The sequence below is a fragment of the Flavivirga sp. 57AJ16 genome (assembly GCF_028736925.1).
In the GTDB taxonomy this organism is placed as follows: Bacteria; Bacteroidota; Bacteroidia; order Flavobacteriales; family Flavobacteriaceae; genus Flavivirga.
In genome coordinates, this window is the sequence record NZ_JAQZAT010000033.1 from 1 (window position 1) to 9382 (window position 9382).

Below are 9382 nucleotides of genomic sequence, written 5' to 3' on the forward strand. Positions count from 1 at the left end.
AATTATGTAAAAACAGGAGAAACAAGTGCTATAGTAATAAAGTCTCCAAATGCAACAGGCGCTATTGAGATACTCAAAGAAGTACCCTTTCAAGGCATACCATGTCGTGTCACTGCTATTGAAGAAGCTGCTTTTGGTAGTAATGCCTTAACAAGTGTTACCATTCCGGATAGTGTCACGGCAATTGGTGATTATGCTTTTTATAATAATGGATTAACAAGTGTCACTATTCCAGATAATGTCACTGCAATAGGTGCTTTTGTTTTTACTGATAATTACTTATTAGAAAAGGTCATGGCAAAAGGCATGACACCAGCAACGATTTACGTAAATACATTTCCAAATCGAGCAGAAATCGCATTAATAATACCAGAAGGGACTAAAGAAGCCTATGAGGCAGCAGGTTGGACAGGTTTTAAATCAATTACCGAAGATGATGAGGTGTTAGGTATAATTACCTTCGAAATAGATGCTATAAACTATAGGGTAACGTCCTCTAAAGAGATACCCACAGTAGAAATCAAAGAATCACCAACTGCAACAGGCGCTATTGATATACCAGAAACAGTAACCCATCAAGGCATAACATATCGTGTCACTGCTATTGGTGCTAATGCTTTTTTTAATAATGGGGTAACAAGTGTCACCATTCCGGATAGTGTCACGACTATTGGGGATTATGCTTTTTCCCATAATGCTTTAACAAGCGTAACCATTCCAAATAGTGTCACTACTATTGGTCGTAGAGCTTTTCAATATGGTACTTTAACAAGTGTAACTATTCCTGATAGTGTTACGGCTATTGATCATTTTGCTTTTAAAAATAATGCGTTAACAAGTGTTATCATTGGTAATAGTGTCACTACAATTGGGGATTATGTTTTTGAAAATAATGCGTTAACAAGAGTTACCATTGGTCATAGTGTCACTGCTATTGGTGCTTATGCGTTTTATGGTAATAATGCCTTAGAAAAGGTCTTTGCAAAAGGCACAACACCAGCAACCATCTTAGCAACAACATTTATAAAACGAGAAAACATTGAATTAATAATACCAGAGGGCACTAAAGCGGATTATGAGGCAGCAGGTTGGACAGGCTTTAAATCAATTACCGAAGATGATGATGAGCTAGGTATAATCACCTTCGAAATAGATCATATAAATTACCGGGTAACTTCCTTAGAAGGTATTAGCCCCACAGTAGAAATCAAAGAATCACCAAATGCAACAGGCGCTATTGATATACCAGAAACAGTAACCCATCAAGGCATAACATATCGTGTCACGGCTATTGGTCATTATGCTTTTTATAAAAAAGGGTTAACAAGTGTCACCATTCCAGATAGTGTCACGGCAATTGGTAATTTTGCTTTTTATTATAATGGGTTAACAAGTGTAATTATTCCAGATAGTGTCACGGCAATTGGAGATGGAGCTTTTGCTTATAATGCCTTAACAAGTGTCACCATTCCAGATAGTGTCACGGCAATTGGTGGTTATGCTTTTGCTAATAATTCCTTAGACAAGGTCTTCGCAAAAGGCACAACACCAGCTTCGATTGTTTCAAAAACATTTTCAAATCGATCAAAAATCGCATTAATAATACCAGAGGGGACTAAAGAGGCTTATGAGGCAGCAGGTTGGACAGGTTTTAAATCGATTATCGAAGATGATGAGCTGTTAAATATATTCGAGATAAATCATATAAACTATCTGGTAACGTCTACAGAAGATATCCCTGCAGTAGAAATCAAAGCGTCACCAAATGCAGCAGGCGCTATTACAATACCAAAAGAAGTAACCCATCAAGGCATAACATATCGGGTTACTGCCATTGATGATTTTGCTTTTAGAGATAATGGGGTAACAAGTGTTGTCATTCCAGAGAGTGTTACTGCTATTGGTCGTGGCGCTTTTGGTGTTAATGGGTTAAGAAGTGTCACCATTCCAGAGAGTGTTACTGCTATTGGCGATTATGCTTTTAGTGGAAATCCCTTAATAGAAGTTATTGTTCAAAGTGCTATTCCTGCAAGTATAGAAGACACTAGTTTTGGCAATCGCGCTATTGTATATCTAAATGTTCCGGAAAGCTTTAAACAAAATTATATAAACTTGGGTTGGACCGGTTTTCAAGATCGGCCAGTAGAAACGTTTACGCAAGATAATGTGAATTATGTAAAAACAGGAGAAACAAGTGCTATAGTAATAAAGTCTCCAAATGCAACAGGCGCTATTGAGATACTCAAAGAAGTACCCTTTCAAGGCATACCATGTCGTGTCACTGCTATTGAAGAAGCTGCTTTTGGTAGTAATGCCTTAACAAGTGTTACCATTCCGGATAGTGTCACGGCAATTGGTGATTATGCTTTTTATAATAATGGATTAACAAGTGTCACTATTCCAGATAATGTCACTGCAATAGGTGCTTTTGTTTTTACTGATAATTACTTATTAGAAAAGGTCATGGCAAAAGGCATGACACCAGCAACGATTTACGTAAATACATTTCCAAATCGAGCAGAAATCGCATTAATAATACCAGAAGGGACTAAAGAAGCCTATGAGGCAGCAGGTTGGACAGGTTTTAAATCAATTACCGAAGATAATGAGGTGTTAGGTATAATAACCTTCGAAGTAGATGATATAAACTATTTGGTAACTTCCACAGAAGGGATACTCACTGTAGAAACCACAGTATCACCAAATGCAGTAGGCGCTATTGATATACCAGAAGTAGTAACCCATCAAGGCATAGCATATCGTGTCACAGCTATTAGTGGTTATGCTTTTTATGATAAAGCCTTAACAAGTGTTACCATTCCAGATAAGGTCACTGTTATTGGTGAATATGCTTTTGGTAGTAATGCCTTAGAAAAGGTCATCGTAAAAGACATGACACCAGCAACGATTTACTCAAATACATTTTTAAATCGAGCAGAAATCGCATTAATGATACCAGTGGGAACTAAAGCGGCTTATGAAACAGCAGGTTGGACAGGTTTTAAATCAATTGCCGAAGTAGATATAATTACCTTCGAAATAGATGATATAAACTATTTGGTAACTTCCACAGGAGATATACCCATAGTAGAAATTAAAGATTCACCAAATGCAACAGGTGCTATTAACATACCAGAAACAGTAACCCATCAAGGCGTAACATATCGTGTCACTGCTATTAGTGGTTATGCTTTTAATAAAAATGCCTTAACAAGTGTTACCATTCCGGATAGTGTTACAGCTATTGACCGTAGGGCTTTTGAGGAAAATACCTTAACAAGTGTCACTATTCCAGATAAGGTGACTGTTATTGGTGCTTATGCTTTTGCTACTAGTACCTTAGAAAAGGTCATCGTAAAAGGCACCGCACCAGCAACAATTTATTCAAATACATTTTTAAATCGAGCAGAAATCGCATTAATAATACCAGAGGGGACTAAAGCGGCTTATGAAGCAGCAGGTTGGACAGGTTTTAAATCAATCACTGAAGATGATGAGGTGTTAGGTACAATAGATAAGGACTTAAATACATCTGTACACTTAATTCTTAACGATTCTTATTTAAAGATACAAAGCACTCAGGCAAATTTAAAAGCCTATGCGATTTATAATATCCTAGGTGTTAACATCCTTAAAGGCACAGCAAATAAAGTCGCTATAGACAGGCTCTCCAGCGGGATGTATATAGCTGTTTTAAGTTTCGATAAAGGAACAATAAGCAAGAAGTTTATTATTGAGTAGGTGGCTAATCGTTAACTTAGTTTTAAAGAGGCTGTCTGAAAAGTCAAGACAGCCTCTTTTTTATGCGTTCTATATATAACTGTAAACTTGTTAACCGAAAATCTAAAAAAAGGATTTACAAATCAAGTGTTTGATATGACATGATTTATAATACAATAAGATAAATACCTTCTTTTAAAAGCCTTGAATTTCTGTTTTTATTAAGACCACTTGGTAACATTAGGGCTTTAAAGATGTTATACTATTAAGCTGTATTTTTTGTTTGAACAAATACTGTGTTCCTAGTAAAAAAAACTGGTTTAAATCAGTTCATTGTTTTTTTTACTTTTTTCAACAATTTGATACCTTTTTTTTGCTATTCGAAATTTTGATGAAACGCTAATTCTGTCTACACCAGAATTAATATATTTTATGGCAGTTTCAAGGTCATTTACTTCACCAAAAGAATTTATTCTAATCAAGCTTCCCCGTAGTGTTTTTTTTATCGTTCTCACTGCAATAAAAGTATCTCCTTTTTGAGTTATGCCATTAGAAGTTTTTATAAAGTTAACGTTAGCATCTTGAATAATTTCACAAGCAGAAACAATTTCTTCAATTTTTAATTCCGAAATCTCCAGTGTTACTTTTAATGGTATTTTTCCAATAGAGGATTTAACATTAACAATGTCTCTTAAAACAGACACGTAGTTTTTGCTTTTAAGAAATCCAATATTTAAAACCATATCTATTTCGTCAGCCCCATCTTCAATAGCTTTTTTTGCCTCGTATACTTTCGAAGCAGTAGACATAGCACCAAAAGGAAAGCCTACAATGCAACAAATTTTAATATTTGTTTCTTTTAACAGTTCCTTAGCAAGTAATACATAAGAACTATTTACGCAAACCGAATAGAAATCATAGTATTTTGCCTTATTACACAATTCAATAATATCTTTTTCGGTTGTTATCGTACTTATTTGCATACACTCTATGCGCTTAAAAATATTTGTAATCATAAAATGGATTTAAATAAAAATCGTTTTACTTTCTTAATGAATTCTGCAAACTCTATGTCTGCAGCGATTTTTGAAATAAAATTAGGGATATACACATTCTTATAACGACTTTTTAGGGGAGCAAAAAGTTATTATGAGTCATCAAAAGGATAACACGGTTGCTATATTTTTGTTTTGTAGTGTGTTGTAGCGGTGTATGTCTAAATCGTTTATTTAGAATAATAAATCAACAATAGCTATTGTTTATTAGATGCTATTAAAGCTATTAAGGGATAATACGACCTTAATTAGTACCAATATTGGGTGATTAAAATGATTTGTAGGCAATATGATTAATCTACTACTCCGGAAAACGTATAAACACACTAAGAAGCATAGTGCTTCAATATACATTTTAACTTCTGTGCTTTAAAAAGGCATGCAGGAAGATAAATTAAAATGCCCGATGTGTTTTTATGCTCTAAGCATTTGAAGTTTTGAATTTTTATGTCTTAAATATTTAGCAAAGCATGTTTTTGTGAAGTTTTGTTGTCCTTTTGTTCACTTTTTTAATAAAAAGGAGTCTTTTTGTTGATCGTTATTTTTTTATTTTTTTTCGATGGAAACATAAATTTGTTTAGAAATAATTATAAAATTTTCTATACAGTAAAGACTAAAAAAAAACTGGCGTTATTCTTTCTAAAATTATTGGTATTCGTTTTAAGATGCATATTATAACAAATAGTGTCCTATCAAAATTATAGGATCAAAGTATTGCAGAACGTACCAGCATATTGTTTATGGTATTGTTCAATAGATTTGGAGTTTTAATAAGATGCTAAAAAGAATTAAACGATCACGATTCATCACAATGACTATCAAAGCATTTAACAAGTTAAAAGTCTAAAAATGAGTTTGTAGACATAAGTTCTTTAGAACACTATATTTTTTAGAAGAAAATCGTGTTAACTTTTATGTATTACCTCTAAAAAACATGAAATAGCCTCAGTATAACAATTTGTTTGTTATGGCATTATAACACGTTTAAGAAATAGTCTTTTAAATCTGTTAATGAGGTATAAAAATATATAAACTAATGAAAAGATATTTCTCATTTCGATTAATAGTACAGATAACTATATGGACAGTTTTGTCAATGTTTGCCATCTATGTATCAGTTGTAGTTACTTCATATGCTAAAGATTTAAAGGCAGACTTTTCAAGCGCATTGAATTCTGATGTTTTAATAGATAAGAGGAATTTGAATGTTTCTGAGGATATGCTCCCTTTTTATGAAGAGATATCAGGGAAAGAAGAAAAAAAATCGAAGGCGTTTCTGGTAAACAGTAACTGTGCTAACGATCATTTAGAAATTACTTCCTTTGAATCGATTTGGAGTTTTGATACTTCCACCGATGATAGTCTTGGTAATAACGATGCAGTGGATACAGAAGGTGTTATCGATTTTGATAAAACAAACAAAATAGCAGGAACAGGAGCGCTTGTTTTAGATGGTAGTGGAGGCGTTTTGTATTCAGATACAGGCGGTAATTTTATGACTCAGAGTATCGACGAACTTTCTGTTGGTTTTTGGATACAACAAGATAACGCAATCTCTAAAGATCAAACCCTGTTTGAAGAAGGAAATGAAGACGATGGGATTATGGTTATGCTATCTAAAGATGGCGTAATTGAGGTGATAATAAAAGGAAGTGGTTCTAAAGTTAATTCACAAGTATTTCCTTTTCCAGAAGATGGAGATTGGCATCATATAGCATTTACCTATGAAGAAAATGAGTTTTTAATAGTTTATCTGGATGGTATTGTAAAGTCAATTACAAGAGTAGACTTTAAAATAGAAAAGCATAAAGATCCGGGAGGGTTCGGAAATGTTTTTGAAGACAATATAGAAGCTTTAGAATCTTTATCCTCAGGATTTCAAGGAAGAATAGATGAAGCTTTTTACAGTTATAATAACGTTTCAGGAGGAGCGCTTTTAAAATATGTACAATGTTTGTCGGGAAATAGGTTTAGCTCAAAACCAGTAAATGGAGCAGATGCCTTTCAAAGTGTCGATGGCGAATGGGTCACTATAAATTTTGCTAAAGAAGTTACTACAAAACTGCCAAACGATGGGGTAAAAGACCCTTTACTGGGCACCTCATTGTTTTTTAATGCAGGAGGACTAAATGAGGAAGACAATATTATATATTCAATGCGAAGAGGTGACCTGTCGCTTCCATGGGAAGATCGAAATGATTGTAATTTTATGGTCATAACCGAGATTGATTTTGATTTGATTTCCGGTTATACTTATTTAAACCATGTTGTTGGACCTATTAAAGACTTACCAAGGAATTTAAATTGCATTTCAGGAGATGTTTATAACAATCGCTTATATATAAGTTCTGGAGGGGAAGTTGAAAGTATTTATGTCATTAATATAGACCCGGACTCAACAGGGTTCTTAACGTTAGAAAAAGAAATTCCTTTAGATCAGGATCTTAGATTGTCAGATTTTGTTATAGATATTGATTCGGGGTTTTTATACACAGTTTCAAATACAAAAGTACTCTATCGAATTAATTTAGAAAATGGAAAAGTAAGTGAGTTGTCTACTTTAACATATCCCGATGGAGCAGGAAGTGGTAATCCAACATTTGGAGCTCAATTTATGGATACAAGTAGATTTTTATATGGTATCAATAATAATGATGGGAATATTTATAGAGTAGATTTAGAAGCAGCTCATCCAGAAGCCGTATTTTTTTTAGAATCAGAAGCAGCCACTAATAACGATGGAATAGGCAATAATATTAATATTGTATTAGATTTTGGAGATGCTCCGGAGTCTTATGGAACGCGCTTAGAGAATTCAGGACCAAGGCATTTTTTGGAATTTCAAGGTGGTTCCCCTTTAGTTGTGTTTGGAGATCATGTTGACGACGAAGAAGATGCTGTTTTAGACAAAGGCAATTATAACGGACATGGAGATGATCTGGATGATATTGACGATGAGGATGCGTTCTCTGATAATAGTTTGTCTTTTGATGTTTTTGGATCAAGTACATTAACACTTCCCCCTTTTTCTTATAAATCAGTACCTGGAAAAGCGAATATATATGCTTGGTTAGATTTTAATTTAAATGGTGTTTTTGAAAATGGTTTAGAAGAATTTATAGAAAAATCAGTTCCAAAAGCAACAGGAAATAGTAGTGTGAATGATTTAACATGGACATTACCAAAGAAAGACGTATTAGTAATAGGAGAAGACCCTACATATATGCGTTTGCGAATTACCACAGATAAGTTAAATGATGATATGTCTACAAGCGGTATAGATGAGCGTTCTATTGGATCGGCGTATGATGGAGAAGTAGAAGATTATGAAGTCTTTATAGATTGTGGAAGTAGTACAATACCTGCTCCCGAGTTTGCAGATACAACACTTCAATTGTGTAGCAATAATTCTGCAACAGCAGATTTAACAGAAATAATAGTTAATAACATACCAGAAGCAGGAGAACCAAGAGTAGTTTTATCCTGGCACAGTGATACCCCAATAGATGCATCAAATGAAATTCCCGACCCCTCATCAGTTCCCTCAGGAACATATTTTGCGGCATTCCATGATACCAAATACGATTGTTACACGGTTAATTTCACAGAATTTATTGTAGAAATAGTATCAATTTCTGCCCCCACCTTTATTATTCCAAGAGCCGCAAGCTGCGAAGACAATACTGCCGATATAGAAGTCACCGCGCCACTGGGAAGCGATTATGAATACAGTTTAGATGGCACCAATTTCCAGAGCGAAGTCGATTTTACAGACCAGACACCAGGCGATTATACCCTGACAGTGCGCAGCGTTAGCGATACCAGTTGTACTTCCAGTACACCTGTTAGTATAGCGGCTTCCCCAGGTGCTCCCGAAGTGCCTACTTTTATCATTCCACGCGCGGCAAGCTGTACCGATAATACAGCCGATATAGAAGTTACCGCCCCACTGGGAAGCGCGTATGAATACAGTTTAGATGGTACCAATTTCCAGAGCGAGGTCGATTTTACAGACCAGACACCTGGCGATTATACCCTGACAGTGCGCAGTATAAACGATACCAGTTGTACTTCCAGTAGTCCTGTTAGTATAGCCGCTTCACCGGGCGCTCCCGAAGCCCCGACCTTTATCATTCCAAGAGAAGCAAGCTGCGAAGACAATACCGCCGATATAGAAGTTACCGCGCCACTGGGAAGCGCGTATGAATACAGTTTAGATGGCACCAATTTCCAGAGCGAGGTCGATTTTACAGACCAGACACCAGGCGATTATACCCTAAAAGTGCGTAGTATTAACGATACCAGTTGTACTTCCAGTAGTCCTGTTAGTATAGCGGCTTCCCCAGGCGCTCCCGAAGTTCCGACCTTTATCATCCCGCGCGCCGCAAGCTGCGAAGACAATACCGCCGATATAGAAGTCACCGCGCCACTGGGAAGCGATTATGAATACAGTTTAGATGGCACCAATTTCCAGAGCGAGGTCGATTTTACAGACCAGACACCAGGCGATTATACCCTGACAGTGCGCAGCGTTAGCGATACCAGTTGTACTTCCAGTACACCTGTTAGTATAGCGGCTTCCCCAGGTGCTCCCGAAGTGCCTACTT

At 35.7% G+C, this 9382-nt stretch carries 3 protein-coding genes; 2 read left to right on the forward strand and 1 reads right to left on the reverse strand.

Annotated elements, in window-relative coordinates:
• The coding region (locus PQO00_RS20475) for a leucine-rich repeat domain-containing protein (protein ID WP_274186648.1) at window positions 1–3741 on the forward strand (3741 nt) is incomplete at its 5' end.
• A gap of 299 nt (window positions 3742–4040) precedes the next feature.
• On the opposite strand, the gene deoC is transcribed toward PQO00_RS20475, so the two are convergent.
• Window positions 4041–4736 carry a deoxyribose-phosphate aldolase gene (deoC, locus tag PQO00_RS20480; RefSeq protein WP_274186649.1) on the reverse strand — a complete coding sequence of 232 codons (696 nt, stop codon included), beginning with the start codon at window positions 4734–4736 and terminating at the stop codon, window positions 4041–4043.
• A 1075-nt stretch (window positions 4737–5811) separates the two neighbouring features.
• On the opposite strand from deoC, the gene PQO00_RS20485 reads away from it, so the two are divergent.
• On the forward strand, window positions 5812–9382 hold a 3571-nt coding region (locus PQO00_RS20485), incomplete at its 3' end, for a GEVED domain-containing protein (protein ID WP_274186650.1).

Excerpts from the sequence above, each read along its gene's own strand:
- deoC (WP_274186649.1), bottom strand. The coding sequence starts at position 4,736 with ATGATTACAAATATTTTTAAGCGCATAGAGTGTATGCAAATAAGTACG.